A 23,729-nucleotide genomic window follows, 5' to 3' on the forward strand; every position below is an offset into this window, starting at 1 on the left:
TCGATGGCCTTTGTCTTACAGCGGCGTCGATTGGTTAAACGGGTTGTTTTGTCAGACAGCAAACGTGTGCGCGATGCCATTTCGCTTCATTAAGGGTAAAGCTTGCACGGCCCGTTATACTTGCGACATTTCGTGCCGGAACACGGCAAATCACATTTTCAGCCACCACAAAGGGAGCGGCGGGTGAGTCTCACAGTCATAGCGCAGCGTATGGGTAAAACGAGCTTTCAGCGCCTGGTGACTGGCCTTGTCATGAGCACCTTGCTGGTCGGTTGTTCCAGCAACAAATCCAGCGACGTGCGCGTCGTCGACCGCAACAATGCCGCCGCCCAGCGTCCGGCAGTGACGACGGGGCAGTACGTCGTTCGACCGAAAGACACTTTGTTCTCGATCGCTTTCCGCTACGGCTGGGACTACAAGGCCCTGGCTGCACGCAACAACATCCCGGCGCCTTACACGATCCATCCGGGTCAGACGATTCGCTTCGATGGCCGCACCGGTTCAACGCCGACAACTGTGGTCAGTTCCTCGAATTCAACACCTTCCTCCTCGAGTAAAACCACGGTCATTCGTCGTCCGGTCGACGGTGGCACTCCCACCACGGCGGTGGTTGTACCGTCCGTCGCCAACAAGCCGGCACCCGCTCCATTGCCTCCTCCGGGCCCGGCCCCGACCGGCTGGGGATGGCCATCTAATGGCATTTTGATTGGAAAATTCTCTTCAAACGGTAGTTTGAATAAAGGAATTGATATCGCCGGAGATTTGGGACAGCCTGTTTTAGCTGCGTCTGATGGGACGGTGGTATACGCCGGGAGTGGCTTAAGGGGCTACGGCGAATTAGTCATCATCAAACACAGCGAAACCTACGTCAGTGCCTACGGACATAACCGCAGGCTGTTGGTTCGGGAGGGGCAGCAGGTCAAGGTCGGACAGACAATTGCCGAAATGGGGTCAACGGGTACAGACCGGGTGAAACTGCATTTTGAGATTCGCCGCCAAGGTAAACCTGTAGATCCACTGCAATTCCTGCCGCGTCGTTGATCGCTTCCAGCCTGTTCCGTCACGTAGAGGGGACAGGCTCCAGCGTTGCCAAGGATAAAGGCGCCGCTTGAGCTTGAGGTCGAACTCACCAAAGGACTATAACAATGGCTCTCAGTAAAGAAGTGCCGGAGTTTGACATCGACGATGAGGTTCTCCTGATGGAGACCGGCATCGGTACGGATTCGATGTCGAATGATGAAGGGGCGGCTCCACCTTCCGTTCGTGCCAAATCCAAACACTCCGCGTCGTTGAAGCAACACAAGTACATTGACTACACGCGGGCACTTGATGCCACGCAGCTGTACCTCAATGAAATCGGCTTTTCCCCTCTGTTGTCCCCCGAAGAAGAAGTTCATTTTGCGCGACTTTCGCAAAGTGGCGATCCGGCCGGGCGCAAACGCATGATTGAAAGTAACCTTCGGCTGGTGGTGAAAATCGCCCGGCGTTACGTCAATCGTGGCTTGTCGCTGCTCGATCTGATCGAAGAGGGCAACCTCGGCTTGATCCGGGCGGTGGAGAAGTTCGACCCTGAGCGCGGCTTCCGCTTTTCGACCTACGCAACCTGGTGGATTCGTCAGACCATCGAGCGCGCGATCATGAATCAGACCCGGACGATCCGGTTGCCGATCCATGTGGTCAAAGAGCTTAACGTGTACCTGCGGGCTGCACGGGAGCTGACGCAAAAACTCGACCATGAACCCTCACCCGAAGAAATCGCCAACCTGCTGGAAAAACCGGTGGGAGAGGTCAAGCGCATGCTGGGCCTGAACGAGCGGGTTTCTTCGGTCGACGTCTCGCTGGGTCCGGATTCGGATAAAACCCTGCTGGACACCCTTACCGACGATCGCCCAACCGATCCATGCGAACTGTTGCAGGATGACGACCTGTCCCAGAGCATCGATCAATGGCTCTCGGAGCTGACCGACAAGCAGCGCGAAGTGGTTGTACGCCGCTTCGGCCTGCGCGGTCACGAGAGCAGTACCCTTGAAGACGTAGGCCTGGAAATTGGCCTGACCCGGGAACGGGTCAGACAGATTCAGGTTGAAGGCCTGAAGCGTCTTCGGGAGATCCTGGAGAAAAACGGCCTGTCGAGCGAGTCGCTGTTTCAGTAACCGACTCGTGTAACAGGTAACAAAAAGCCCCGACTGGTTCGGGGCTTTTTGTTGCCCGAACGAAGTCGGTCGCACGACTGTGCAATCAGCGCAGGTTTGTAGTCTTGCGTTGTAAGCCTTTGCTTACTGTTTCGTAAGTGTTCGTTATTTTTACACTGTGGTAGTCGGCAGGGCTTTCTTTTGAATTGAGACATGCCATTGAAAAATAACGGTATTTATAAAGATTAACGGCGTGTGACAGCGTGCCACGGTACTTGAGAGCGGTTGCTCTGATCCGGGATCGCTTTAGTATCTGGGTTGTGTCGACGGACAGGCACGCCCTTCAAGGATGAGGGGAACGGAAATCGCAGGACGCGATTCATCAGGACGATGAAAAGGAACACAGGGAATAAGGAAAAAATGTGGGCGGGTCAAACCGCCCCTTTTTTTCGCCCGCAGAAAAGCAAAAAGGCCCTTGTGGGGCCTTTTTCGGGAACGCGGGGGTAATCAGCGTTCGAGGTGTTCCAGCTTGCTGCTACCTATAGATTTGTTGATGACGCGATCGAACTCTTCGGCATCAGGCAACGAATCTTTCTTCTCGGTGATGTTCGGCCAGATTTCAGCCAGCTCAACGTTCAGCTGAATGAAGTTTTCCATGCCGGCAGGGATTTCATCTTCGGAGAAGATGGCCACAGCAGGGCATTCAGGTTCGCACAGTGCGCAGTCGATGCACTCATCCGGGTGAATCACCAGGAAATTCGGGCCTTCGTAAAAGCAGTCCACCGGACAGACTTCTACGCAGTCGGTGTACTTGCACTTGATGCAGTTGTCGGTGACGACGAAGGTCATTTCTAATTTTCTCCTCAGGCGCGGCTTGCTGCGCCCCTTCACGTGGGGGTCGCATGGTTCGGGAGCGATAGTCTGCAGGCCAGGCTAAAGCCAGCAGCATCCCAAACCGCGCGAGATTCTAACAGCTTGCAAGGCTATGCGTTAGATCCGTGTCTTTAGTGTATAGAGCATTTCGAGTGCACGACGCGGCGTCATGTCGTCCAGGTCGAGCTTGGCCAGTTCATCCAGCACCGGATGCGGCAGGCTGGCGAACATATCGCTTTGCTGCGGCGCGGCCGGTTTGCCTTTGACTGGCTTGGGCACTTCATGGGGCAGGGCGGTGTCTTCCAGGCGGCTCAAATGCTCGCGTGCGCGCACGATCACTTCGCTTGGCACACCGGCCAACTGCGCCACCGCCAGGCCGTAGCTCTGGCTGGCAGGCCCCGGCAGCACGTGGTGCAGGAACACGATGCGCTCGTTGTGCTCGGTGGCGTTGAGGTGCACGTTGGCCACCAGCGGCTGGGCTTCCGGCAGGACCGTCAGCTCAAAGTAGTGGGTGGCGAACAGCGTGTAGGCGCGCAGGTGCGCCAGTCGTTCCGCCGCCGCCCAAGCCAGGGACAAGCCGTCGAAAGTACTGGTGCCGCGGCCAACTTCGTCCATCAGCACGAGGCTGCGTTCGGTGGCGTTGTGCAGGATGTTCGCGGTTTCGCTCATTTCGACCATGAAGGTCGAACGCCCGCCGGCCAGGTCATCGCTGGAACCGATTCGGGTGAAGATGCGGTCGACCAGCGACAACTCACAACTGGCCGCCGGCACGAAGCTGCCGATGTGCGCCAGCAGCACGATCAAAGCGGTCTGGCGCATGTAGGTGGATTTACCGCCCATGTTCGGACCGGTGATCACCAGCATGCGCGTGTTGTCGTCGAGGCTCAGGTCGTTGGCCACGAACGGCGTGGTCAAAACCTGTTCGACCACTGGGTGACGACCCTGGGTAATGCGCATGCACGGCTCGCTGACGAAGCGCGGGCAGTTCAGGTCGAGGTTCAGTGCACGCTCGGCCAGGTTGCTCAAAACGTCCAGCTCAGCGAGAGCGCCGGCGGTGTCCTGCAACGGCGGCAATTGCGAGATCAGGTCTTCAAGCAAGGCTTCATAGAGCATTTTCTCACGAGCCAGCGCACGGCTCCTGGCCGACAGCGCCTTGTCTTCGAAGGCCTTTAGTTCCGGCGTGATGAAACGTTCGGCGCCTTTGAGCGTTTGGCGACGGATGTAATCGGCCGGCGCCGATTCAGCTTGCTTGCTCGGCAGTTCGATGAAGTAACCGTGGATGCGGTTATAGCCGACCTTCAGGTGCGACAGGCCGGTACGGGCCTTTTCGCGGGCTTCGAGGTCGATCAGGAATTGCCCGGCGTTCTCGCTCAACGATTGCAGTTCATCGAGTTCGCTGTCGTAGCCGGTCTTCAACACGCCACCGTCGCGGATCACCGCCGGCGGGTTGTCGATGATGGCTTTTTCCAGCAGCGCCGCCAGTTCCGGGTAGGTGCTGGTGGTCGTCGCCAGTTGTTGCAGGTGCGGGGCTTCCAGTTCAGTCATCGCCACTTGCAGCGCTGGCAGTGCGCCGAGGGCATCACGCAGACGTGCGAGGTCACGCGGGCGGGCATTGCGCAGGCCGATTCGCGCGAGAATCCGCTCGATGTCACCAATTTCCTTGAGCTGCGGTTGCAGCTTCTCGAAACGGTACGCGTCGAGCAGGCAAGTGATCGACGTCTGGCGTGCCAGCAAAACGGTCAGATCGCGCAGCGGACGGTTCAGCCAACGGGTCAGCAGACGGCTGCCCATGGCGGTCTGGCAACGGTCGACCACCGATTGCAACGTGTTGTCACGACCGCCGGAGAGGTTGGTGTCCAGCTCCAGGTTGCGACGGCTTGCGCCGTCCAGCACCACGGTGTCGTCCAGGCGCTCATGGCGCAGGCTGCGCAAGTGCGGCAGGGCGGTGCGTTGGGTTTCTTTGGCATAGGCCAACAGGCAACCGGCGGCGCCGATGGCGAGCGTCAGGTTCTCGCAACCGAAACCCTTGAGGTCTTGGGTGGAAAATTGCTGGCAAAGGCTTTTCAGTGCCGAATCACGCTCGAAATCCCACGGCGCACGGCGACGAACCCCACGACGCTTTTCTGCGGGCAGATCTTTCGGCCAGTCATCCGGGATCAACAGCTCCACCGGATTGACCCGCTCCAGTTCCGCCAGCAGGTTTTCCCAGCCCTTGATTTCCAACACGCTGAAGTTGCCACTGGTGATATCCAGCACGGCCAGGCCGAACAGGCGTTCATCACCCAGCACGGCAGCGATCAGGTTGTCGCGACGTTCATCCAGCAGCGCCTCGTCACTCACCGTCCCCGGCGTAATGATCCGTACCACCTGACGATCCACCGGCCCTTTGCTGGTGGCCGGGTCGCCGACCTGTTCGCAGATCACCACCGACTCGCCGAGCTTCACCAGTTTCGCCAGGTAACCTTCGGCGGCGTGGTAAGGAATCCCGCACATCGGAATCGCCTGCCCGGCCGACTGCCCGCGAGCGGTCAGTGTGATGTCCAGCAACTTAGCGGCCTTCTTCGCGTCTTCGTAGAAGATCTCGTAGAAGTCACCCATGCGGTAGAACATCAACTGGTCGGGGTGCTGATTCTTCAGGCGCCAGTATTGCTGCATCATTGGGGTGTGGGAGGACAGGTCGGACAGGGCTTTATTCATCGGGGATCGGAAAACTCGTCGAAAGGTGTGGGGCAAAAGTGGGTCATCGGCCCGGCTTTTCCGCAATGAGCGCAAGATTAACATGGGCGGTCTGTCGGACGCAGGCACGAACGCCACGCGGTTGGTTTCTGCCGGGTTATGCGCCTTTAATGCAATTCTGCATTTGCCTCCCGCGAAAAGAACAAGCAATATGCGCGTTATGCAAAAACGCAATGTTTCTACCGTCTTAAGAGCGCTGCTCGATCAGCACGGGATCTCCCCCACGGAGCTTCACCGTCGCACCGGCGTGCCTCAATCCACACTCTCGCGGATTCTCAGCGGGAAGATCGTCGATCCTTCGGATAAACACATTTCGAAGATCGCCGAGTACTTCGCCGTGAGCACCGACCAATTGCGCGGCCGCGCGGAAGTCACGCCAGCTGGCATTGGCGCGCGCGAAGAACTGCATTCGGAACTCAAGGACATAAGTCTGTGGGACGACGATACCCCCGTCGATGACGACGAGGTGTCGGTGCCCTTTCTTCGTGAGGTTGAATTGGCTGCGGGATCAGGAAGATTCGTCATCGAAGAGAGCGAGCGCTCTAGCCTGCGCTTTGGCAAGCGCAGCTTGCGCCATAACGGTGTGCAGTTCGACCAGGCCAAATGCGTGACCGTGCGTGGCAACAGCATGTTGCCGGTGCTGCGCGACGGTGCCACGGTCGGGGTCAATGCCGCCAAATGCGGGATTGGCGACATCATTGATGGCGACCTTTATGCAATCAACCATAACGGCCAGTTGCGGGTAAAACAGCTTTATCGCCTGCCGACCGGGATTCGTCTGCGCAGCTTCAACCGCGATGAACATCCGGATGAGGACTACAGCTTCCAGGAAATGCAGGAGGAGCAAATTGTCATCCTCGGTCACGTCTTCTGGTGGGGCATGTACGCCCGTTAACCTCACCGCTGTCAGATAAAACCCGCCATCGAGCGGGTTTTTTTTCGTCTGCCAAAAGCCGCCAGCGCCTTTGTCTATGGGTCTTCCATGCATTTGTGCATTTGATGCGCATAAATAAATGCATTTATGCATTGACTGTATATGCATCCATGCATATTCTTTGTCTCAAGCCGCTCAACAAAGCGGCTCGAAACGAAGCTCTTTAGTTCCACCAAAAAAGGCAGCGATGAACCGGCCTCAACGGTTCAGAGGGTTGGCAACTGACCCGGGTGTGCAGCGTAAAGCACCAGAAGCAGTTATCCGGCGGGCAGGGACCGCGGTCGGAAAAACATTTTGAATGGACCCGTACCGCGCCAGTAGCGCCGAAAGGTCGACGCGAAGGACCGCATTACTGAAAAGCCCGACGCGAGTCGGGCTTTTTGGAATGCCTACCTGATGTCAGGCGCACAAGAGACAGCGATTGAACCCAACATCTATCACTCATCAATCACCCGGGAGGCGTGAAATGACAAACGAGCAACAAGCGTTGCTGGACATGCCGATCTGGCTCGTCATCGTCCTCGCCCTGGTGGGCGGGGTGTCCGGCGAAATGTGGCGCGCCGACAAGGACGGCGCCCGCGGCTGGTCACTACTGCGGCGGCTGGCCTTGCGCTCCGGCGCCTGCATGGTCTGCGGGGTCTCGGCCATCCTGCTGCTGTACGCCGCCGGCGTGTCGATCTGGGCCGCGGGCGCCTTTGGTTGCCTGACGGCGATGGCCGGGGCGGATGTAGCCATCGGGCTATATGAGCGCTGGGCGGCCAAACGGATCGGGGTGTGTGAAGTGCCGCCCCGTGATTCTCGCTCCGACCCACCGTGAACCCTTCGACGCATGAACAGGAAGTTTTTATGCCCTCAGTCATCGAAAAACCTTCGCAGCTTTTTACTGCGATTGTTACAGCACTACGCAATTCAGGCCTCGGTATCAACGTCGGCAGTCGTGAAGATTTCACCGATGTCGGCGATCAGCCCTGGGTGTTGATGTCCATCGAGCGTGATGCAGCAGACTCCCGTGCCAGTGATGGGCGTATCGCTCATGTGTTGACGGTTTCATTGCAAGTCGTGATGCCTCCCGCATCCGGGAGCCCGAGGCTTGCTGCTTGCGACCTGACCAGTGCGCTCAAGGATCTGGTCACGGATAACCGATGGGGATTGCCGGGCGAGCAATGTGATCTGCCGACAAATCTGGACGCCATCCCTTCGGTGTTGATCGGCGGCACACAGGAGGTCTGCGCGTGGACCCTGTCCTTCACCCAGACGTTGTTCCTCGGCGCGCAATTGCTGGACGACCCGCTGGGTATCCCCAAATTCGCCCGTACTTGGGAAGTCTCGAATATCGACGACCCGGACCAATACACAGAACTCGAGGGCTGAGCCATGTTCGATGAGCTTTTACGCCTGCAGCTTGGTCCGATCATTGAGCGCCTGGCCGAGATGGATGCCGAGCTCGAAGACCTGCACCGACGCACTGACAGTGTCTGTCGCATTGGCGTTTGCCAGGAGGTCAATGCAGCCGGCAACACCTGCCGTGTCCGACACGGTGAATTGCTGACACCCGCCATCCGTTTTTTCAACCCCAGCGCCGGGGCGCAAAGCGAGTCACGAATTCCCTCTGTGGGTGAGCAATGCTTGTTGTTGAACCATGGCGCAGGGGAAAGCAGCGCTCAATCCGTTGCGTTGTTCGGACTTAACGGCAATCAGTTTCCCCTAGCCTCGACCCAGGCTTCGCTGACGCGTCGCTTCTATGGGGACGGTACGGAAAGCGGCTACGACGACGCCAGTCATGCGCTGCACTGGATCAACGGGCCGGCGGCCTTCAACGGTAATCGCGAAACGCTTGAGTTGAGCATCGGCCCGGCGCGACTGGTAATGAATCCCGAAGCCATTGAACTGCAACTGGGCGCGGTCGGCTTGCGACTCGACGCATCCGGTGTGCACCTGAGCGGCCCGCTGGTGGATCACCAGGGCCGCGTGATCAGCACCGCTTAAGAGTATTTCCAATGATTGGAATCGATAGAAACACCGGCGCGACGGTCGACGACTGGCCGCAGTTTGTGCAGCGCGCGACCCAGGCGCTGACCACGTCTTTGGGCACACGCCAGAAGCGTCCGTTGTATGGCTCTGCCATTCCGGACCTGTTGGGGCAGAACCTTGGCGACGACTTGCTGATCCTCGCCCAGAGCCATGCCGCACAAGCGTTCTACAACAGCCAGAACGGCATCGGCGACTTTCTGCCGCAAGTCATCGTCGCCAGCCGACACGGCGCCGGATTGCTCCTGCGCTTCGCCGGCACCTGGCAAAACCGTAATCAGACGTTCGAGGTGGTGACATGAGCATGTTGATACCGGGTCAGAATCAGTTGGCCGAGCCGGCAATCGTTACGGTCGACGCATTCGAGGATCTGCTGGCCGAATTCAAAACCTTTGTCGTCGAGTACGTCGGTGCCCGTGCACCGCAGAGCGCAGCAAAACTCAAGGTCAGCCTGGAAAACGAAAGTGAACTGCTGACCTTGGCCCTCGAAGCCTTTTGTGTGCGCCTGCAATTGCACGAACGCAAATACAACGCCCGCATCAAGCAGATGCTGGCGTGGTGGGCGACCGGCAGCAATCTTGACGCGCGTTTGGCCGACATGGGGCTGGAGCGACAGTTGCTCGATCCCGGCGATCCGGCGGCGTTCCCGCCCGTTGCGCCGGTCTACGAAAGTGACGACGACGCACGATTGCGCTACTACCTGGCGCCCCACGCTCCGGCTGCCGGATCGCGCATGCAGTATCGCCGCGAGGTGTTCACTCTAGGCGAACGTCCGGTAGTGAACGTGGAATCCGCTGCGGCGGGCGAGGTGACGGTCACGTATTCCTTCGATCCCGATGGCTATGCCGCACAGGTCAAGGATGGCAACGGACGGCGCACGGCGCCTGGCGAAGTGATGGTCACAGTACTGTCGCGGGAGGGTGATGGCGAAGCCTCCGGGGCGTTGCTCGACCGAGTGCGTCAACACTTCGAGCGACCCGATGTACGACCGGAAACGGATCGGGTCACGGTGCAGAGTGCTCACATCAAGTCCTACAAGATCCGGGTTGTCGCCAGGATCAACGCCGGCCCGGATTCGGGATTGACGAAGGTCGCCGCACAACAGCAGTTGCAAGACTATGCCGATAGCTGTCATCGCTTGGAAGGGCGGGTCGACCCGAGCTGGATCGACTACACGTTGCACAGCGCTGGAGCGGTTCAACTGGAGATTCTCGAACCTCTGGCGCCAATTGTAGCGACGGCGTTCGAGGCGCCTTACTGCACCGATGTCGAGGTGGAGGTGCTCACGCTATGAGTGATCAGAACTCTCGTCCGAGTCTGTTGCCCGCCAACAGCTCCGCGCTGGAAAGAGCTCTCGATGTCGGATTCGGCACCTTGCTTGACCGCATTGCGCCGCCGTTTCCCGAATTGATGAATCCAGCTGCGACGCCTTTGGCGTTTCTGCCTTATCTCGCGGCGGACCGTGGTGTCAGGGAGTGGAGTTCCGAAGCGGCCGAAACGGAAAAGCGTTTGACCGTTGAACTCGCCTGGCCCACTGCACGCGGGGCTGGTACTCGTCAGGCACTGGAAAACGCGGCCAAGGGGTTGCGCCTGATGCCTGAGGTCCGGGCCTGGTATGAGCAGACACCCGCAGGCGCGCCTTACAGTTTTTCCGTCAGGGCGTTCACCGAGCAGCCCTACAGCGAAGAAATCGATGCACGTCTCGATCGACGCCTGGCCGACGCTAAAAGCGAACGCGACACCTTGTCGGTCTCGGTCGGCTTGAGCGCTTTCGGCAGTCACGTCATCGGCGCGGCAACCGTGTGCGGCGAGCTGACCACGGTTTATCCCGTTGTCATTGAAGGACTGGAAGCGTCAGGCCAGGCCTTCATGGCCGCCGGACTCTACAGCGTCGAAACATCTACTATTTATCCTCAGGGGGCCTGAATGGCTGACTATTACACCCTGCTCACCAATGCAGGGATTGCCTACGAAACCGCCTGCAAGGCAGCGGGCGTTCCAATCAAGCTGTCGCAGATTTCCGTGGGTGACGGCGGCGGCACGGTCTACAACCCGGCGGCCACTGCCACCGCGCTCAAGCGCGAAGTCTGGCGCGGGCCGCTCAACGCCCTGTTCCAGGATGAGAAGAACCCGAGTTGGCTGCTGGCCGAAGTGACCATCCCGCCAGAGGAGGGCGGCTGGTATGTGCGTGAAGCCGGCCTCTGGACTGACACCGGCATCCTGTACGCCATCGTCAAATACCCGGAGTCGTTCAAACCGGTGCTGGCGACTTCCGGCTCAGGGAAGGAGTTCTACATTCGCTCGATTTTCGAGACCAGTAATGCGTCGCTGGTGACGTTGTTGATTGATGACACAGTGGTGAAGGCGACTCGGGCGTGGGTAACTGACTATGTCGCGGCGGAGTTGAGCAAACTCGACGCGAAACAATCGGTGCGAGTTGCTACCACGGCAAACATCATTCTGAGCGCGGCTCAAACTATCGATGGTGTAGCCGTTGTGGCGGGTGATCGAGTTCTGGTCAAAAACCAGACGCAGGCCAAGGACAATGGTTTGTATGTCGCTACCAATGGTGCGTGGTCGCGGACAGAGGATGCTGACATCAATGCTGAAGTGACTTCGGCTTTGCAGGTTTCCGTTGAGCAGGGAACAACCCAGGCAGACACACGGTGGCAATTAGTGACCGATGGCTTGATCGTAATCGGCACTACGGCTTTGGTTTTTCAAAACGTCACCTATGGTTATGCACCGTTGGCTTCACCTGTATTTACGGGAACTCCAACGGCTCCGACTGTACCGCGCTTTGATACGAGTCTTAAATTGATGAACGGGGCGGCAGTCGCAGGTCGTGGTCACCAATTCTCGACGTTCAGTTCGTTTTCAGGCCCGCTGATCGGTATTGTGGGACATGTCGGAGGCGTAGTGCACTGCTCCGGAGCAACTGCCAATTCCTATTCCTTGCCCGACTCAACTGCTAATTCTATTCCGCCTGGCGCGACCGTTCGTGTGCAAAACTGGGGAGTAACTTCCCTCGCACTCGCCATTCAGGGCGCAGACAAAATGCAGGAAAATATCGACGGTTCGTGGACCACTGTGACTCGCTCAATTCCACCCGACACCTATGTTGATTGCCTGTATATCGGCACCGGGCTTTGGTTGCTGACGGGGCCTGGGGTGGTGGGGAGAACACGTCCATTCGGAGCGCTGTTGGCACCGTCAGGTTATCAACGGCTACCGTCCGGCTTGATCATGCAATGGTTTACCGCGAGTTTTGCTGGGCCCTACAAGGCAGTGGCTTTCAACCTGCCCATTGCCTTTTCGAGTCAGTTTTTGGGATGCAATGTCAGCATGACCGAGAGCGCCATTTATGACAGCACGGGTCAGCCCTTTGTAGCGGGCATGTCCAATGGGCTTGGCCAGGTTCTTTTGCAGTCCAATTACACTGCCAGCCCATCGTCGGTACGCGTCCTTGCGTTTGGCGTTTAAGGAGAAACATGGTGATTTATTCCAGCAAGACCACGAGCCAGTTTCACGAGTCGGACTATGGCCAAGTACCCGCAGATGCGATTGAAATTTCCGCTGAGCTACACCAATACCTGCTGGGTGGGCAGACAACGCAACAGATGATCAACTTTAGTACTGAGCCACCCTCCCTGATGGACCGCCCGCCGGTGTCGGTCGAACATTTGACCGAAGCCGAGCGGGCTTGGCGTGACGCCCAACTCACTGCAACTGACGGCGTTGTGACCCGGCACCGTGATGAATTGGAAGAAGGCATTGCGACCACGCTCACAGCCGAGCGATACCGTGCATTGCAGACGTATCGCCAACAACTGCGTGATTGGCCGCAAGGGGGAGGGTTCCCGCAAATGGACCTCCGTCCGACAGCCCCCTCCTGGCTATTAGAGCAAGAACAATAAACGCCCCGCACCGCCGGGGCGTTTTCTTTTCCGCCAAACCTACACGCAACCCCAACAGCCCCTACCTTGAGGGGCTTTTTCGTTTATGGAGAAACGCAAATGGCAGAACGCCAAACCTACACCGTGCTCGTCCCATTCCCTACCGGTGGGGGGCACTGGTCGAGCATCGGCCAGCAACTGCAATTGCTCGATGTGGAGGCCAGTGCGTTGCGCAGTGCCGGTCGCCTGGAGCTGAAGAAAACCGAGGCTGCCGAGTCGGCCTCTCCATCCATCGCGGCGAAAAAAGCCGCTGCCAAGAAGGCTGAATAACCATGGCTGAGGTTTTGAATTTCGAGCACAACGGCATCACCGTCAATGCCACTGAATCCCCCGAGGCCATGGGTGGCCTGGGTGACAACGTCATCGGTCTGATCGGCACCGCGCCGAAGGCCGACCCGTTGATTCCACGCAATGCGCCATTCCGCATCAACAGCTTCACCACCCAGGCGCTGCTCGATCCGACCGGCACCGAAGAAGGCACGCTGTATCACGCTGTCTTCCAGATCCTGAAAGTGGTCAAGGTGCCGGTCTACGTAGTCATCGTCGAAGAGGGCGCGACCCCGGCTGACACGCTGAACAACGTCATCGGTGGCATCGATCCGCTGACCGGTCGCAAGCTCGGCCTCGCGGCATTGAGCGGTGTGCCTGAGGACCTGACCATCATCGGCGCGCCGGGCTTTACCGGCACTAAAGCCGTGGCCGGCGAGTTTGCCTCCTTCGGCAAACGCATCAAGGCCCGTGTGGTGCTCGACGGCAAGGACGCCGCAGTCGCCGACCAGGTGACCTACAGCCAGGAACTGGGCGGCGCGGAGCTGGGTTTCGACCGTTGCCTGCTGGTGCACAACATGCCGTCGGTGTACTCCAAGGCTGCGAAGAAAAACGTGTTCCTGTCGCCGTCGAGCCTGGCCATCGCGGCCCTGGCCAAGGTCAAGCAGTGGGAGAGCCCAGGCAACCAGGTGACCTTCGCCGAAGATGTTTCGCGAGTGGTCGAATACAACATCCTCGACACCTCCACCGAAGGCGATCTGCTGAACCGCTACGGCATCAGCTACTACGCCCGCACCATCCTCGGTGGCTTCTCGCTGCTGGGCAACCGTTCGATCACCGGCAAGTTCATCAGCTATGTGGGTCTTGAAGACGCGATCAGCCGCAAGCTGGTCAAGGCCGGCCAGAAAGCCATGGCCAAGAACCTCACCAAGTCGTTCATGGACCAGGAGGTCAAGCGCATCAATGACTGGCTGCAAACCCTGGTCGCCGACGAAACCATCCCCGGCGGCAGCGTGTACCTGCACCCGGAATTGAACAGCGTCGAGAAGTACAAGAATGGCACCTGGTACGTGGTCATCGACTACGGCCGCTACGCGCCGAACGAACACATGGTTTATCAACTCAATGCCCGCGATGAAATCATCGAGCAGTTCCTGGAGGACGTTCTCTAATGTTTACCAACCGCGTAAGACAGGCCATCGCGGCCACCCTGCAAGGCCTGCCGTTGTCGGCGACGGTGGAGGATTTCACCCCGCCGAAAATCGAATTCGAAATGGAACCAATGACCGGCGGGCGCTTTATCGCCGAAGAGATGGCCAAGAGCGGCAAAGTGCTCGGCGCTACGCTCAAGCTACAAGGTGTGGGTGCGGAAATCATGCTCGCCCTGGGCGTAAATCTGGGTGACGACATCCTGCTGAACGTGCGCGAGGCGGGGCAGGACCAGGACGGCAATACCTGGTTCACCTACCACACCGTTGGCGGCAAGCTGAAATCCCTGGCGCAATCGGTGTTGAACATGAAGGACAAGCCGGTCACCACGTTCGAGCTGTCCTGCCGCACCTACAACCGTCTGGAAAACGGCATTCCGGTGATCGACATCGACGTGCGCACCCAGAAGTTCGTGCTCAACGGCGTCGACATTCTTGGCGACGCCCGTCGTGCGGTGTTGTTGCCTTAACCCACGGGCACATACACATAACTTGTAGGAGCGAGCCTGCTCGCGATGAGGGCGTGCCAGTCGACACTGACATCGCCTGACACACCTTAATCGCCAGCAGGCTGGCTCCCACAAGGATTGTGGCCCTACGCGACATCCCTACACGCATCAAAGGAATTTTCGACATGTCCTGGACACCTCCCACACACGACCTGTTGTCGCCGATTACTGGCGATGACGGCACGCAAATCGAGCAGATCCAGCTCAAGCCTTTGTACTACGCCGCACAGAAAGAAGCCCTGGCCCGCGCCGGCGATGATGAAGACGATCAGTTCTTCGAACTGGCGCTGTTGGCCACCGGTTTGTCGGTCAAGGAACTCGACCAGCTCAAGCGCCCGGACTACGTGAGCATCGCCCATTACGTGCATGAGATGTCGACTCTGCCGACTTCGCACTTTCTTCAGCAAGAGAACATGGGTGACGCATCGTCGACCGATCCCGATGAAGTGACGCTGCTGCAACCGCTCACTGCGGCGGGTCGCACCCAGACTGCGCTGACCCTGGAAATGCCGGTGCTGCGAGCCACCAAAGCGATGAAAAAACTCAAGACCGCCAAGGAACGCGCCGAATTCATCACCGCCCATTGCACGGGGCTGATGCTGCCCGACCTGGCCCTGTTGACCGTGCCCGACTGGACGCAATTGCAGGTGCGCATAGACGATTTTTTAAACCAACCGGCGGCCTTCTTTCGGAGCGCGACATCGAAGTGATCCTCGATGTGGTACCGCTCATTTACCCGGTAAGTGAGGCGGAAATTCTGGAGTGGGACGCCGAAAAGGCATTGCGCCGCTACGACATAGCGATGAGTCGCCTTGGCGTGAAAAAGGAGTAGAGGAGGATGGCTGAGAGTAAGTATTCGCTCGCCGGTGCGGGCATGGACCTGCCGTCATTGAACAGCACATTCCAAACCTTTGAGCTGTCGGCTCTCAGCGACCCTTTGGCGCAACTCGGCCGGGCGCTGAACACCGTCAGCCTGGACATCCGACTGTTAACGGCGGGGCAGGGAAAGTTCGGTGAGGCAGTGTCGGCATTAACGGCAGCGTTGTTGTCGCCGTCAGGAAGGACGAGCGGCACATCCGTCCCGGCCAGTGAGACGAAGTCAACGCTCATGGCTGATGTCGAACAACGTCCACCGCCGCAGAGCTTGAAGTCGGCGATGGCGATGCAGACGGCCATGTTCGACCTCGGCCAGAAGCTTCGATCGGACCCTGATCAACTTCAGGAAATGTCGAACGACAACCAAAGGATTGCGGCTGATAAACGGGTGGCCGCCAGTGGAACAACGGGCGTACAACTGGCACAGGCGCAATTGGCGGCATTCGACTCCGGTCTGGTCAAAGACATCCCGCCGGAGGGCCGTCGTCAAGCGTTGACTGATTTTGCCGGCGATGCCGGCGTCATGGCGTCAGCGTTCAGGATTTCCGTCAAAGAGGCCGGAGAAATCATTACCGGCTGGCGTACTTCGATGGGCCTTGATCGTGCCCAACGGCTCGATCTTGCGGATGCGAGCAACCACCTGGCGACCCTTGACGGATTCAAAGCCAAGGCGGCAGACATCGGTTCGATTGTGCAACGTAGCGGAGCGGCGGGCATGGCCGCTGGCATGACGCCCGAGCAGACAGCGGCAATCGCGGCCGCGCTTCTGAACGCAGGGGTGGGCAAAGACGAGGCTGGTGCGTCGTTGAAAACGCTCAGCGCCACGTTGAGCAAGGGCGATAACGCCACGGTAGATCAGCGAGCGGCCTTGGCTCAGCTTGGATTCGACCCCGCGCAATTGGCCAGTGAGATGCGCAAGAGCGCGCCGCAAACGATCAGTAGTTTGCAGGAGGCGCTGGAGAAAAAAACTGCCGTTGAACAAACCGCATTACTCAAGACCCTGTTTGAGGGTGATGAAGGTATCGGCAAGTTGTTCAAGGCGCCCAAAGATCTTCAGGCGGCATTTGCAGGCGTGTCTGACAAAAGCGCGTTCGCAACGTCGAAACTCGGTGACGAGGGTTCGGTGGCGCAGACAGCCGAAGCACGGGGGAACACCTCGCAAGTGCGCTGGAATGCGATGGATGCAAACCTGACCCGTCTCGATGCGGCGATTGCCAACGCGGTCTCCCCATTTACTGACCTGGCAATGTTGAGTGTCGGTGGTCTGGCGAGTGGTTTGAGTCATGTGGTCGAGTCATTGCCTAAATTCGGCGCCGCATTGACCTTGCTTGGTGCGGGACTCGCGACACCGTTACGCGGTGCCATCCTGAACAAACTGGCATCGGTAACGTCGTCCATCGCCACTGAGCTTCTGAAACCGGATACGGCGATTCAGTCTCCGGGAGGTGAAGCGCCCGGTGGGCAGGACCAGAAAAGCGCCAAAGACAACAAGCCAGGGCCGGAAGGCAGCAAACCTGCGCGTCCCACGATGCGCAGCCGACTGGCCGCGTCTGTGGCGCGAGCCAAGCCCTTCACGGCCAGGTTGGGTGCGCCTCTGGCGGCGGCAAGTGCCGGTTATGACGGACTTAAAGCAGTCCTGGCCGGCGATTACAAAGCCGCTGCTGGCGCGGCGGGATCAGGTATTGGCGGGTTGGCCGGAGGATATGCGGGTGCCGCCACCGGTGCTTTGATCGGCAGTTTCATTCCGGTTCCAATCCTGGGGACAGCGGTCGGGGGGCTCATTGGTGGTCTGGTGGGCAGCTATTTTGGAAGTCAGGGTGGGGAGGTCTTGGGTGAGTCTCTTTATTCCGCACAGGACCGACTTCAGCCGCCGGACCAAGTCAGCAAAGACCTGAGCAGCGCCCAGACGCAAAACCAGCAGATCAACTTCAGCCCGGTCATCCAGATCAGCGGTGCCGATCCCGCCCACTCCGAGCAGTTGGTTGAAAAGGTCATGACGCAATTGCGCATGCAGTTGCATGGCGAGTTTTTACCGTTGATGACCAATCCACTTACCGTGCGCCGTGACGCGGCCTTGACCGATGGAGGTCTGTAATGCGCCAGCAAATGGCCTTGGGCAATTTCATTTTCGGCCTGTCCAGAAATTTCGCTTACAGCACCTTGCAGCGCAAGTCGGACGGTGGCTGGGTGAACGTCGACATCCTCACCAGTAAACCCAAGTCCAGTCAGACCGGCCAAAGCCTGCAAACCCTGATCATTGGCGGCAGGTCGATGTACGCGCTGGCGATGGTTCGACTGGATGAGTTGCGTGCCTTGCAGGTCTTGCGGGTGCCGTTGCCGCTGGTAGATGGCATTGGGCGTAACTGGGGACTGTGGCGAATCAATAACCTGACTGAGAACCAGAGCCAGGTGATCGATGACGGCACAGCGATGGTGATCGACTGGACGATCGAGTTAGCGGAGTACACCAATGCGTAGAGTCAGAAGTATTGCCGGCGACTCGGTGAACCTGCTGCTGTTTCGTGAAACAGGGCGCAGCGATGATGCCGCAGAGGAGGCGCTCTGGCGTTTCAATCCGGCGCTGAGCGAGCAAGCGCCGGTTTTACCGGCCGGTGTGTGGGTGAGCCTGCCGGAACTGGATAATCAGCCCACGGTTGTGGCGACTGTTTCAGCCTGGGACTAAGGAGGTTACATGACACTTGGATTCACCCCGGTCGTGGAAATTTATGGGGCGAACGCGGCCCTGCTCAACGAACGATTGCTCAGCTGGCAGCACATCGATGCGGCAGGCATCGAGTCCGACCAACTGTCTCTTACCCTTGATCTGGAGGGGCTGCCAGGACTGCCGAGTCTGGACGGGAAAATCGGCCTGCGAGTCGGTTATCGTGAGTCGGGACTGGTCGACAAAGGCGAATTTGTCATTACGCGCCGCACTCCGACCTTATTCCCGTTGCGCCTGACACTGGTGGCCACGGCGGCACCTTTCAGCGCCAGAGATGAGACTGGATTCAAGCAGCGCAGATCCGCGAGTCATGGGCCGACGACCCTGGGAGCCCTGTTCCGTCAGTTGACCTCGCGACATGGTTTTTCTCCCCGGGTCGCTCCGGATCTTGCACTGATCAAGATCGAACACGTCGACCAGTCCAATGAAACCGACATGGGCTTTCTTACGCGTCTGGCCTGGATTCACGACGCCGTGGCCAAACCGGTCAACGAGCTGTACGTGTTGGCACGGCGCGGTCAGGCCAAGTCGCTGTCGGGCAAGGTCTTGCCGAATGTTCGACTGTCGGTGACGACAAACAATCGCCCGGACGATCACAGCTTCATCTCCGCGACTCTGGATGAAACCGCACGGGCGAAGTATCAGGGCTGCAAAATGAGTTGGTGGGATGCAGCTTCCGGCAAGGAACTCATCGCGCAAAGCGGTATCGCGCCGTTCAAGACCGTGCGCCGACGTTGCGAGAATGCCGAGGAAGCCCAAGCGGCCTGCGAAGGCGAAGTGCGCCGGATGCTGCGTGAAACGCTCAAGGTGACCATCAATTGTCCCGGCGATCCGAAGTTTTGTGCAGAAGGATTGGTGGTACTGGACGACAGTTGGCCCGACTTCATGCGTGGACGCTGGTCGATTGACAAAGTCACGGGCAGCGGCAGCCGTCAGAACAGCTATCGCTGCACCATTGCGGCGACGTGCCTGGCTTCAACGCAATGACACTAGGACAGGAGCCAGCGATGCATTGCACCGAGCAACAGTTACTCAAGATATACCTCAACGCCCGCACTCAAGCGGGCGTTTTCGTTTCGCCACTCAACAGCGCCATGGCTCACTACCACATCAATACCCCCAAACGCATCGCCGCTTTCCTCGCGCAAGTCGGCCATGAGTCGGGGCAATTGCAGTACGTGCGCGAGTTGGGCAGTGCTCAATACCTGAGCAAGTACGACACCGGCACACTGGCCACGCGTTTGGGCAACACCCCGGAACCTGACGGCGACGGTCAACGCTTTCGGGGTCGTGGCCTGATTCAGATCACCGGCCGTAACAACTACCGTCAATGCAGCGTTGGCCTCTTCGGCGACGAGCGCCTGTTGGCTTCGCCTGAACTGCTTGAGCAGCCACAATGGGCCGCCGAATCCGCCGCGTGGTTCTGGGAGCAGAACGGTCTCAATGAACTGGCCGACCGCGACCAGTTCAACAGCATCACCCGCCGCATCAATGGCGGCTTGAACGGGTTGCAAGATCGCTTGCAGCTCTGGGCGCGGGCGAGGGCGGTGTTATGTCAGCCCTCGATCTGATGTCCTGGCGCTTTATAGGCATTGTTGTGCTGGCCGGTTGTTCTGCGGCACTGGCCTGGCACTTTCAGGATTGGCGCTATGGCCGGCAACTGGCGGAACAGGCTCGTTTGCACAGCGAAACGCTGAACCAAATGACTCAGTCCAACGCCACCCAGCAGCGTTTGGAGCAGGAAAAACGCCTGGTCCTGGAGCAGCAATTGTCAGCCAGCGAACAAAATCATTACCGAGTGTTGAGTGATGCCCAACGTAATCAGGATCGCCTGCGCGATCGTCTTGCCACTGCTGATGTGCGCTTGTCAGTCCTCCTCGATGCCAGTGACGCAGCTGCAATCTATACAGTGCCAGCCGCCGCCGGCCCCGGCAGCGTGGATCATGGCGCCGTACGCGCCCGACTTGACCCGACGCATGCTCAACGAATTATCGCCATCACCGATGCCGGCGACCGCGGACTGATCGCCTTGCAGGCTTGTCAGGCCTACGTCAGTGCGCTCATCCGCTAACATCTTGATCGACCCTGTAACTTGCAAGCGCCATGCGCTCGTGTACGGTAGGTCTCATTCCGCCCGATCAGGAGATGACCGTGAAAGTAATCACCCAACTGGCCGCTGACCTTGGCAGACAATTGCAGCTTCTCAATGCCCACGTATCCACGGCCGAATCTTGTACCGGTGGCGGGATCGCCGAGGCAATCACCCGCATTCCAGGCAGCTCGGCGTGGTTCGAGGCCGGTTATGTCACCTACTCCAACTTGCAGAAAAACCTGCAACTGAATGTTCCGGTGGAGTTGTTCACCACGGTGGGGGCGGTCAGTCGCGAGGTGGTCGAAGCGATGGCCAAAGGCGCGCAGGATAAAAGCCGTGCGTTTTTTTCCGTGGCAGTCAGTGGCGTGGCCGGGCCGGACGGTGGTTCGCCGAGCAAACCGGTGGGCACGGTTTGGCTGGCCTGGGGCGTTGGTGAGCGAGTGTTCAGCGAGCTGCAGCACTTCCCCGGTGACCGCGACGAGGTCCGCCGACAAACGGTTAAGGCCGCGCTAGAGGGGCTGCTGCGCTACACCGCGGAAGAAATCTCAAATCGGGGGTAGGCGATCCGGAATCGCTGTGGAATAATACTGGCTACTTATACAGGTGTTGGCCGTCAGGCCTTATTGATTACGTGAGGACTTTAATGGACGACAACAAGAAGAAAGCCTTGGCTGCGGCCCTGGGTCAGATCGAACGTCAATTCGGCAAGGGTGCCGTAATGCGTATGGGCGATCAGGACCGTCAGGCGATCCCGGCCATCTCCACTGGCTCTCTGGGTCTGGACATCGCTCTCGGCATCGGCGGTCTGCCAAAAGGCCGTATTGTTGAAATCTACGGTCCTGAATCCTCCGGTAAAACCACGCTGACCTTGTCCGTGATTGCCCAGGCTCAAAAAGCCGGCGCGACCTGCGCATTCGTCGATGCCGAACACGCCCTCGACCCTGAGTACGCCGGCAAGCTGGGCGTCAACGTCGATGACCTGCTGGTTTCCCAGCCGGACACCGGCGAACAGGCCCTGGAAATCACCGACATGCTGGTGCGTTCCAACGCGGTTGACGTGATCATCGTCGACTCCGTGGCCGCTCTGGTGCCAAAGGCTGAAATCGAAGGCGAAATGGGTGACATGCACGTGGGCCTGCAAGCCCGTCTGATGTCCCAGGCGCTGCGTAAAATCACCGGTAACATCAAGAACGCCAACTGCCTGGTGATCTTCATCAACCAGATCCGTATGAAAATCGGCGTGATGTTCGGCAGCCCGGAAACCACCACCGGTGGTAACGCGCTGAAGTTCTACGCTTCGGTTCGTCTGGACATCCGTCGTACTGGCGCGGTGAAAGAAGGTGATGAAGTCGTTGGTAGCGAAACCCGCGTCAAGGTTGTGAAGAACAAGGTGGCTTCGCCGTTCCGTCAGGCCGAGTTCCAGATTCTTTACGGCAAGGGCATCTACCTCAATGGCGAGATGATCGACCTGGGTGTTCTGCACGGCTTCGTTGAAAAATCCGGTGCGTGGTATGCCTATGAAGGCACCAAGATCGGTCAGGGCAAGGCTAACTCGGCCAAGTTCCTGGCAGACAATCCGGAAATCGCGGCGAAGCTCGAGAAGCAACTGCGCGACAAGCTGCTGTCGCCTTCGTCGGTAGCAGACGCCAAAGCTTCTGCAGTCAAAGAGACCGAAGACGATCTGGCTGACGCTGATATCTGATTGATCCGATGACCGCCGTACTCGATACACTCGTCGCGGTGCGGCGAACCGCAATGGACCTGCTCGCACGACGCGAGCACGGTCGAGTCGAGCTGACGCGTAAACTGCGTCAGCGCGGCGCTCTTCCTGAAATGATCGAAACAGCACTCGACCGGTTGACGGAAGAGGGCTTGTTGTCCGAATCCCGTTACCTCGAAAGCTTCGTTTCCTATCGCGCCCGTTCCGGTTATGGCCCTTTGCGCATTCGTGAAGAGTTGAGCCAGCGCGGCCTGCAACGCAGCGACATCGAACTCGCCTTGCGCGAGAACGGCATCGACTGGCAGGAGCAACTGATGGATACCTGGCGGCGCAAGTTTTCCGGGCATTTACCGATAGATGCGCGGGAACGTGCCAAACAAGGCAGGTTCCTTGCGTATCGGGGATTTTCCATGGAGATGATCAGCCGCTTGTTCAGCGGCCGAGGGATGGACGATTGACTGAAACGGCTCGCTATTTTGATAGCGGGCCGTTTTTTTGTGCCTCACGTAACCTTTGAAGGTTCCCGTGTGCGCTGTTGTGCCTGAGGCTGGGACTGCGCCCAGTTTTCCGGCAGGTTGATGTAATCCACCAGCTCTCGTAACCGACCATGATCACGGGCGTTGAAGGTGAAGGCCAATCGCGCCAGATGGCTGAACTGCGCTTCGTCGTGCTCTTCGCCACTGTAGGCGTGTTGATGGAATTGATCGCTCAGGCACAGGTCCGCGAATGCTTCCTGCATATGTTCGAGTGCCCGCTCACTGAGCTTGTGATTCATGCGGATCACGAACTGATGCTTGAGCCAGCGGCTGGAGTGGAAGTTGCTGTAGAACTGGTTGATGTGTTCGACAGCTTCCTCGGCGCTGTAGACCAGTCTCACCAGTTTCATGTCGGTGGGCAGGATGTAGCGGTTTTCCTCCAGTTGCTGATGGATAAAGTCCAGCGCGCCTTGCCAGAACTTGCCACCCGGCGCGTCCAGTAGCACCACCGGCACCAGTGGACTTTTGCCGGTCTGAATCAGCGTCAGTACCTCCAGTGCTTCATCCAGAGTGCCGAATCCGCCAGGGCACAGCACCAGCGCATCGGCTTCCTTGACGAAGAACAGCTTGCGCGTGAAGAAGAAGTGGAAGGGCAGCAGGTTGCTCGTTCCGTTGACGGTCGGATTGGCATGCTGCTCGAAGGGCAGGGTGATGTTGAAACCGAGGCTGTGATCCCGACCGGCACCTTCGTGGGCGGCAGCCATGATGCCGCCGCCTGCGCCAGTGATGACCATCAGGTCCGAGCGTGCCAGCGCGGCACCGAGTTCCCGGGCCATTGCATACAGCGGGTGTTCGACGGGTGTGCGTGCCGAGCCGAACACCGTGACTTTGCGGCGCCCCTTGAACTGTTCGAGCACGCGGAAGGCGTGCTCCAGTTCGCGCAGGGCTTGCAGGGTAATCTTGGCATTCCAGCGGTTGTGGTCTTCCTGGGCCATGCGCAGCACGGTCAGGATCATGTCGCGGTAGATAGGGATGTTCGGGCTGTTGGGTGAAACAAGGTTGAGTTGCTCTTCGACCTTGCTGATGAGGTCGTGGCCGCTTTCTTCAAAATGACGGCTCAGGAGGTCATTCGGTTGGTAAGGCATTCAACTTCTCCTTCTGCACAGAACCCTCGGCGCCGACAACGCATTCGTTGACGCC

27 protein-coding genes are annotated in these 23,729 nt (G+C 58.7%); 24 read left to right on the plus strand and 3 right to left on the minus strand.

Annotation, left to right across the window (positions count from 1 at the left end):
• Positions 1-183: 183 nt before the first annotated feature.
• Positions 184-1,041: a peptidoglycan DD-metalloendopeptidase family protein gene (locus tag V6Z53_RS08365; RefSeq protein ID WP_338585053.1), complete on the plus strand. Its 858-nt coding sequence runs from the start codon at positions 184-186 to the stop codon at positions 1,039-1,041.
• A gap of 104 nt (positions 1,042-1,145) precedes the next feature.
• Positions 1,146-2,153, plus strand: a complete 1,008-nt coding sequence (rpoS, locus tag V6Z53_RS08370; RefSeq protein WP_059407844.1) for an RNA polymerase sigma factor RpoS — start codon at positions 1,146-1,148, stop codon at positions 2,151-2,153.
• Between the two features lie 486 nt (positions 2,154-2,639).
• Here rpoS and fdxA read toward each other — a convergent pair whose 3' ends face one another.
• Both fdxA and mutS read right to left on the minus strand, forming a co-directional pair.
• Positions 2,640-2,981, minus strand: a complete 342-nt coding sequence (gene fdxA / locus V6Z53_RS08375) for a ferredoxin FdxA (protein ID WP_338585054.1) — start codon at positions 2,979-2,981, stop codon at positions 2,640-2,642.
• 141 nt (positions 2,982-3,122) lie between these two features.
• Entirely contained in the window at positions 3,123-5,690 is a 2,568-nt protein-coding gene (mutS, locus tag V6Z53_RS08380) for a DNA mismatch repair protein MutS (RefSeq protein WP_338586466.1), read from the minus strand.
• A gap of 211 nt (positions 5,691-5,901) precedes the next feature.
• On the opposite strand from mutS, the gene V6Z53_RS08385 reads away from it, so the two are divergent.
• The 22 genes from V6Z53_RS08385 to recX all read left to right on the plus strand — a co-directional run bounded on the left by V6Z53_RS08385 (position 5,902) and on the right by recX (position 22,511).
• Complete coding sequence (locus V6Z53_RS08385) at positions 5,902-6,636, plus strand: S24 family peptidase (protein WP_338586467.1); 735 nt, start codon at positions 5,902-5,904, stop codon at positions 6,634-6,636.
• Between the two features lie 505 nt (positions 6,637-7,141).
• Positions 7,142-7,492: a phage holin family protein gene (locus V6Z53_RS08390; protein WP_338586468.1), complete on the plus strand. Its 351-nt coding sequence runs from the start codon at positions 7,142-7,144 to the stop codon at positions 7,490-7,492.
• Between the two features lie 29 nt (positions 7,493-7,521).
• A complete protein-coding gene (locus V6Z53_RS08395) occupies positions 7,522-8,046 on the plus strand; it encodes a hypothetical protein (protein WP_338585055.1) in 525 nt (174 codons plus the stop codon).
• Positions 8,047-8,049: 3 nt separating this feature from the next.
• Positions 8,050-8,661, plus strand: coding sequence for a phage baseplate assembly protein V (locus V6Z53_RS08400; protein ID WP_338585056.1), 612 nt, complete (start codon positions 8,050-8,052; stop codon positions 8,659-8,661).
• A gap of 11 nt (positions 8,662-8,672) precedes the next feature.
• A complete protein-coding gene (locus V6Z53_RS08405) occupies positions 8,673-9,005 on the plus strand; it encodes a phage baseplate protein (RefSeq protein ID WP_338585057.1) in 333 nt (110 codons plus the stop codon).
• Complete coding sequence (locus tag V6Z53_RS08410; protein WP_338585058.1) at positions 9,002-9,997, plus strand: baseplate J/gp47 family protein; 996 nt, start codon at positions 9,002-9,004, stop codon at positions 9,995-9,997. Before V6Z53_RS08405 ends, V6Z53_RS08410 begins: the two co-directional genes overlap by 4 nt.
• Positions 9,994-10,629, plus strand: coding sequence for a phage tail protein I (locus V6Z53_RS08415; RefSeq protein ID WP_338585059.1), 636 nt, complete (start codon positions 9,994-9,996; stop codon positions 10,627-10,629). Before V6Z53_RS08410 ends, V6Z53_RS08415 begins: the two co-directional genes overlap by 4 nt.
• Positions 10,630-12,186, plus strand: a complete 1,557-nt coding sequence (locus V6Z53_RS08420; protein WP_338585060.1) for a phage tail protein — start codon at positions 10,630-10,632, stop codon at positions 12,184-12,186. It begins immediately after the preceding gene.
• Positions 12,187-12,194: 8 nt separating this feature from the next.
• The gene (locus V6Z53_RS08425; RefSeq protein ID WP_338585061.1) at positions 12,195-12,620 is read left to right on the plus strand and encodes a phage tail assembly chaperone; all 426 of its coding nucleotides are present in this window, start codon (positions 12,195-12,197) and stop codon (positions 12,618-12,620) included.
• 99 nt (positions 12,621-12,719) lie between these two features.
• Positions 12,720-12,929, plus strand: coding sequence for a hypothetical protein (locus tag V6Z53_RS08430; RefSeq protein WP_338585062.1), 210 nt, complete (start codon positions 12,720-12,722; stop codon positions 12,927-12,929).
• 2 nt (positions 12,930-12,931) lie between these two features.
• Positions 12,932-14,098 (plus strand): phage tail protein, encoded by a 1,167-nt coding sequence (locus tag V6Z53_RS08435; protein WP_338585063.1) that lies wholly within the window; start codon positions 12,932-12,934, stop codon positions 14,096-14,098.
• Positions 14,098-14,604 carry a phage major tail tube protein gene (locus V6Z53_RS08440; protein ID WP_338585064.1) on the plus strand — a complete coding sequence of 169 codons (507 nt, stop codon included), beginning with the start codon at positions 14,098-14,100 and terminating at the stop codon, positions 14,602-14,604. Before V6Z53_RS08435 ends, V6Z53_RS08440 begins: the two co-directional genes overlap by 1 nt.
• A 164-nt stretch (positions 14,605-14,768) precedes the next feature.
• On the plus strand, positions 14,769-15,353 hold the full coding sequence (locus V6Z53_RS08445) for a phage tail assembly protein (protein WP_338585065.1): 585 nt from the start codon (positions 14,769-14,771) through the stop codon (positions 15,351-15,353).
• Positions 15,354-15,481: 128 nt separating this feature from the next.
• Positions 15,482-17,614, plus strand: coding sequence for a phage tail tape measure protein (locus tag V6Z53_RS08450; RefSeq protein WP_338585066.1), 2,133 nt, complete (start codon positions 15,482-15,484; stop codon positions 17,612-17,614).
• Complete coding sequence (locus V6Z53_RS08455) at positions 17,614-17,997, plus strand: phage tail protein (protein WP_338585067.1); 384 nt, start codon at positions 17,614-17,616, stop codon at positions 17,995-17,997. The genes V6Z53_RS08450 and V6Z53_RS08455 overlap by 1 nt, the downstream gene beginning before the upstream one ends.
• Positions 17,990-18,202 carry a tail protein X gene (locus tag V6Z53_RS08460; RefSeq protein ID WP_338585068.1) on the plus strand — a complete coding sequence of 71 codons (213 nt, stop codon included), beginning with the start codon at positions 17,990-17,992 and terminating at the stop codon, positions 18,200-18,202. Before V6Z53_RS08455 ends, V6Z53_RS08460 begins: the two co-directional genes overlap by 8 nt.
• A gap of 9 nt (positions 18,203-18,211) precedes the next feature.
• Positions 18,212-19,228, plus strand: coding sequence for a phage late control D family protein (locus V6Z53_RS08465; protein ID WP_338585069.1), 1,017 nt, complete (start codon positions 18,212-18,214; stop codon positions 19,226-19,228).
• A 20-nt stretch (positions 19,229-19,248) separates the two neighbouring features.
• Positions 19,249-19,812 (plus strand): glycoside hydrolase family 19 protein, encoded by a 564-nt coding sequence (locus V6Z53_RS08470; protein ID WP_338585070.1) that lies wholly within the window; start codon positions 19,249-19,251, stop codon positions 19,810-19,812.
• Positions 19,794-20,312: a lysis system i-spanin subunit Rz gene (locus V6Z53_RS08475; RefSeq protein WP_338585071.1), complete on the plus strand. Its 519-nt coding sequence runs from the start codon at positions 19,794-19,796 to the stop codon at positions 20,310-20,312. The genes V6Z53_RS08470 and V6Z53_RS08475 overlap by 19 nt, the downstream gene beginning before the upstream one ends.
• Before the next feature lie 80 nt (positions 20,313-20,392).
• Entirely contained in the window at positions 20,393-20,893 is a 501-nt protein-coding gene (locus V6Z53_RS08480; RefSeq protein WP_338585072.1) for a CinA family protein, read from the plus strand.
• A gap of 83 nt (positions 20,894-20,976) precedes the next feature.
• Positions 20,977-22,035: a recombinase RecA gene (gene recA / locus V6Z53_RS08485; protein WP_060541059.1), complete on the plus strand. Its 1,059-nt coding sequence runs from the start codon at positions 20,977-20,979 to the stop codon at positions 22,033-22,035.
• 8 nt (positions 22,036-22,043) lie between these two features.
• Positions 22,044-22,511 carry a recombination regulator RecX gene (recX, locus tag V6Z53_RS08490; RefSeq protein ID WP_338585073.1) on the plus strand — a complete coding sequence of 156 codons (468 nt, stop codon included), beginning with the start codon at positions 22,044-22,046 and terminating at the stop codon, positions 22,509-22,511.
• Between the two features lie 44 nt (positions 22,512-22,555).
• Here the strand turns inward: recX and V6Z53_RS08495 are convergent, their stop codons facing one another.
• Positions 22,556-23,674 carry an LOG family protein gene (locus V6Z53_RS08495; protein ID WP_338585074.1) on the minus strand — a complete coding sequence of 373 codons (1,119 nt, stop codon included), beginning with the start codon at positions 23,672-23,674 and terminating at the stop codon, positions 22,556-22,558.
• Between the last annotated feature and the right edge of the window lie 55 nt (positions 23,675-23,729).

Source organism: Pseudomonas sp. MAG733B (genome assembly GCF_036884845.1).
Taxonomy (GTDB): domain Bacteria; phylum Pseudomonadota; class Gammaproteobacteria; order Pseudomonadales; family Pseudomonadaceae; genus Aquipseudomonas.

What these genes read in the sequence shown, in the direction of transcription:
- rpoS (WP_059407844.1), top strand. Translation starts at nt 1,146, where the DNA reads ATGGCTCTCAGTAAAGAAGTGCCGGAGTTTGACATCGACGATGAGGTT.
- fdxA (WP_338585054.1), bottom strand. Translation starts at nt 2,981, where the DNA reads ATGACCTTCGTCGTCACCGACAACTGCATCAAGTGCAAGTACACCGAC.
- V6Z53_RS08385 (WP_338586467.1), top strand. Translation starts at nt 5,902, where the DNA reads ATGCAAAAACGCAATGTTTCTACCGTCTTAAGAGCGCTGCTCGATCAG.
- V6Z53_RS08390 (WP_338586468.1), top strand. Translation starts at nt 7,142, where the DNA reads ATGACAAACGAGCAACAAGCGTTGCTGGACATGCCGATCTGGCTCGTC.
- V6Z53_RS08395 (WP_338585055.1), top strand. Translation starts at nt 7,522, where the DNA reads ATGCCCTCAGTCATCGAAAAACCTTCGCAGCTTTTTACTGCGATTGTT.
- V6Z53_RS08400 (WP_338585056.1), top strand. Translation starts at nt 8,050, where the DNA reads ATGTTCGATGAGCTTTTACGCCTGCAGCTTGGTCCGATCATTGAGCGC.
- V6Z53_RS08405 (WP_338585057.1), top strand. Translation starts at nt 8,673, where the DNA reads ATGATTGGAATCGATAGAAACACCGGCGCGACGGTCGACGACTGGCCG.
- V6Z53_RS08410 (WP_338585058.1), top strand. Translation starts at nt 9,002, where the DNA reads ATGAGCATGTTGATACCGGGTCAGAATCAGTTGGCCGAGCCGGCAATC.
- V6Z53_RS08415 (WP_338585059.1), top strand. Translation starts at nt 9,994, where the DNA reads ATGAGTGATCAGAACTCTCGTCCGAGTCTGTTGCCCGCCAACAGCTCC.
- V6Z53_RS08420 (WP_338585060.1), top strand. Translation starts at nt 10,630, where the DNA reads ATGGCTGACTATTACACCCTGCTCACCAATGCAGGGATTGCCTACGAA.
- V6Z53_RS08425 (WP_338585061.1), top strand. Translation starts at nt 12,195, where the DNA reads ATGGTGATTTATTCCAGCAAGACCACGAGCCAGTTTCACGAGTCGGAC.
- V6Z53_RS08430 (WP_338585062.1), top strand. Translation starts at nt 12,720, where the DNA reads ATGGCAGAACGCCAAACCTACACCGTGCTCGTCCCATTCCCTACCGGT.
- V6Z53_RS08435 (WP_338585063.1), top strand. Translation starts at nt 12,932, where the DNA reads ATGGCTGAGGTTTTGAATTTCGAGCACAACGGCATCACCGTCAATGCC.
- V6Z53_RS08440 (WP_338585064.1), top strand. Translation starts at nt 14,098, where the DNA reads ATGTTTACCAACCGCGTAAGACAGGCCATCGCGGCCACCCTGCAAGGC.
- V6Z53_RS08445 (WP_338585065.1), top strand. Translation starts at nt 14,769, where the DNA reads ATGTCCTGGACACCTCCCACACACGACCTGTTGTCGCCGATTACTGGC.
- V6Z53_RS08450 (WP_338585066.1), top strand. Translation starts at nt 15,482, where the DNA reads ATGGCTGAGAGTAAGTATTCGCTCGCCGGTGCGGGCATGGACCTGCCG.
- V6Z53_RS08455 (WP_338585067.1), top strand. Translation starts at nt 17,614, where the DNA reads ATGCGCCAGCAAATGGCCTTGGGCAATTTCATTTTCGGCCTGTCCAGA.
- V6Z53_RS08460 (WP_338585068.1), top strand. Translation starts at nt 17,990, where the DNA reads ATGCGTAGAGTCAGAAGTATTGCCGGCGACTCGGTGAACCTGCTGCTG.
- V6Z53_RS08465 (WP_338585069.1), top strand. Translation starts at nt 18,212, where the DNA reads ATGACACTTGGATTCACCCCGGTCGTGGAAATTTATGGGGCGAACGCG.
- V6Z53_RS08470 (WP_338585070.1), top strand. Translation starts at nt 19,249, where the DNA reads ATGCATTGCACCGAGCAACAGTTACTCAAGATATACCTCAACGCCCGC.
- V6Z53_RS08475 (WP_338585071.1), top strand. Translation starts at nt 19,794, where the DNA reads ATGTCAGCCCTCGATCTGATGTCCTGGCGCTTTATAGGCATTGTTGTG.
- recA (WP_060541059.1), top strand. Translation starts at nt 20,977, where the DNA reads ATGGACGACAACAAGAAGAAAGCCTTGGCTGCGGCCCTGGGTCAGATC.
- recX (WP_338585073.1), top strand. Translation starts at nt 22,044, where the DNA reads ATGACCGCCGTACTCGATACACTCGTCGCGGTGCGGCGAACCGCAATG.
- V6Z53_RS08495 (WP_338585074.1), bottom strand. Translation starts at nt 23,674, where the DNA reads ATGCCTTACCAACCGAATGACCTCCTGAGCCGTCATTTTGAAGAAAGC.